This window comes from Hyalangium sp., from assembly GCF_045802625.1.
Taxonomy (GTDB): domain Bacteria; phylum Myxococcota; class Myxococcia; order Myxococcales; family Myxococcaceae; genus Hyalangium.
On record NZ_JBJMQP010000227.1, the window covers coordinates 1 to 2,233 of the forward strand.

Below are 2,233 nucleotides of genomic sequence, written 5' to 3' on the forward strand. Positions count from 1 at the left end.
CGCGGGCACGTCGGACGCGCTCCTCGTGGCGCGAGCAAGGCACCACATTCGAGCAGGATTTGGAGCGGATCCGCCTGCCCGCAGAGCCCGTGGGTTCCCAGCGCGAACACCACCCGGCAAATCCTCCTCTGCGGGGTAGCAGCCTCCTAACCTGCTCCCCTGCTCACACAAAGGGGGGCCCCATACTCTGGCGAATTCTCTGGAAGGCCGAAGCGCTGTTCCTTGCCGTGTTGGTGGGGTGCACTACCGCCCAGCCATTGATCCGGGTGGACTCGGGAGCAGAGGGAGAAACGCTGATCTACTTCCCCCGCGCCGCCACGACGGAGCCGGTGGAGGTGCCACCGGAGCAAGTCACCGAGGCGATCCGGAGACTGGCGCGCGAGGTGCGCTTGACGGGCTCACCCCGGCAGACAGTGGAACAACTGTTTCAACTCGACGCGCTCTATGGGGATTACCTCTACCTGCTGCGAGAGCGAAAGCTCGTCCCGCTGGAGTCGGGCATGTCCCTGGAAGGGGCGTTGACGGAAGGGGAACAGAAGCTCGTCAGCCGTTACAAGGCATGGTGTCGCAGTGCCCAGGGGGTGGAGGGCGATTGCCTGGGCGCGCTCGTGGGGGGCAAGTACCTGGACATGCAAGGCCGGTACATGCTCGCCATGGCCTTGAGCAAGAGCCCCGTTCTGGAGGAGTTCCAGCAGGCGCTAGGCGACATGGTGAGCATGCGGGCCGTCCTGCAAGCAGCGGTCGGAACCGTGGTGACGCTTCTTGTCCTGCTCGCGATGCCCGAGCCCGTGACCAAGTTTGTCGCTGCGTGGGCTACCGCGGCGCTCGTGCTGTGGGTCGGCGCCTTCACCCTCTACAACCTCGTGAAAGGCTGGTTCGAGTTGATGGAAGAGATGAAGGTCGCCACCACCTTCGACCAGATCCGCGAAGCGGGCGAGAAGTTCGGCCGACTGTTCTCACGTGAAGCGGCGCAAGCCTTCGCCATGATCGTGATGGCGCTGCTCACGCACACGGCGAAAGGGTTCGCGGAACAGGTGGCGACGCTCCCCGGTTCTGCGGAAGTGTCGCTCCACGCGGCGGAGCAGGAAGGGATCCTGCTGTCCGAAGTGGGCGCGGTGGAATCGGTGGCCGTGACGGAGGACGGTTTCAGCATGGCGCTGGCCCCGGGCGCGGTGGCCATGGCGGCGAGCGGCGGGCGCCGCAATCGCGTTGAGGATCACCACATCGGAACGATCGAGAACGAGATCTCGACCTTGCGTGGTGGCCCGTGGACCCCTCGATTCAAGAGGCAATTTGCGAGGGCGGGAATGCGGCTGTCGGACGAAGAAAACATCGTGCCCATCAAGGGGCACAAGGGGCCGCACCCGCAGCGGTACCATGAGATCATCTACAGGCGTTTGGACGAGGCGCTCGGAGCCTGCCGGACCCTGGGGGAATGCCGAGTGAAGCTCACGGACGCGCTCAAGAAACTAGCCCGCGAAATCGCCACGCCGGGCACTGAACTAAACCGTCTCGTCACCCAGGGGAAATGACGCTAGAACCTCCCCATGCCAGGGCGCTTCTTTGATCTCGCTGACGACGTTTACATCCCCAACCGCTGGCACCTAGATACGCCCATCGACAGTCAGGGACAGAGGGTGTTCGACTGGGACTTCAAACGAGGAACACCCGTGCACGTGGATGGCCGGTTGCGTATTCCCGTCGAGATCGCGGGCAGGCCGCTGGACTTCTCCGAGGCGGGAATCAGGATTCCCGTTGTCCACGTCAGAGTCGCTTCCATGCTGTCGGAGTTGGCCCCTAGCGATGTGCAGTTGATCCCCGCAGAGATTGAGGGCCAACCGGATCAATACCTTGTCCTTGTGGCAACACGTCTCATCCGTTGCATTGACGAGAAAGCGTCCAAGGTGCAGTTCTGGACTCCAGAGGATGGAGCGCCCGACAAGGTAGGGACGTACTGGGCCGTAGATGATCTGCGCATCGACGTGACCAAGGTGGGCGGCGCCAAGGTGTTTCGTCCCGAGGGGTGGTCCGGGACACTGATCGTCGCTGAGGAGATCAAGAACGCGTTAGAGCGCATGGGCGCGACGGGAACAAAATTCACCGAGGTGTAGCCACCTCCCGCCGCAGGTCTGTGCGCTACGTGCTGTGAGCGCTGAGGGCTCGTGGAGCATAACCCCACTGTCCACTGAATCGGGGCAATCTCATGTTGGGGCATGGTCCCTCGCAGTCCTCA

2 protein-coding genes are annotated in these 2,233 nt (G+C 63.2%); both read left to right on the plus strand.

What is annotated here, in order from left to right; all coding sequences use genetic code 11:
- Nucleotides 1-266: 266 nt before the first annotated feature.
- Complete coding sequence (locus tag ACJ8AT_RS35690) at nucleotides 267-1,532, plus strand: AHH domain-containing protein (protein WP_407742440.1); 1,266 nt, start codon at nucleotides 267-269, stop codon at nucleotides 1,530-1,532.
- Nucleotides 1,533-1,547: 15 nt separating this feature from the next.
- Nucleotides 1,548-2,111 carry an imm11 family protein gene (locus tag ACJ8AT_RS35695; RefSeq protein ID WP_407742439.1) on the plus strand — a complete coding sequence of 188 codons (564 nt, stop codon included), beginning with the start codon at nucleotides 1,548-1,550 and terminating at the stop codon, nucleotides 2,109-2,111.
- Nucleotides 2,112-2,233: the final 122 nt, after the last annotated feature.

Excerpts from the sequence above, each read along its gene's own strand:
- ACJ8AT_RS35695 (WP_407742439.1), top strand. The coding sequence starts at position 1,548 with ATGCCAGGGCGCTTCTTTGATCTCGCTGACGACGTTTACATCCCCAAC.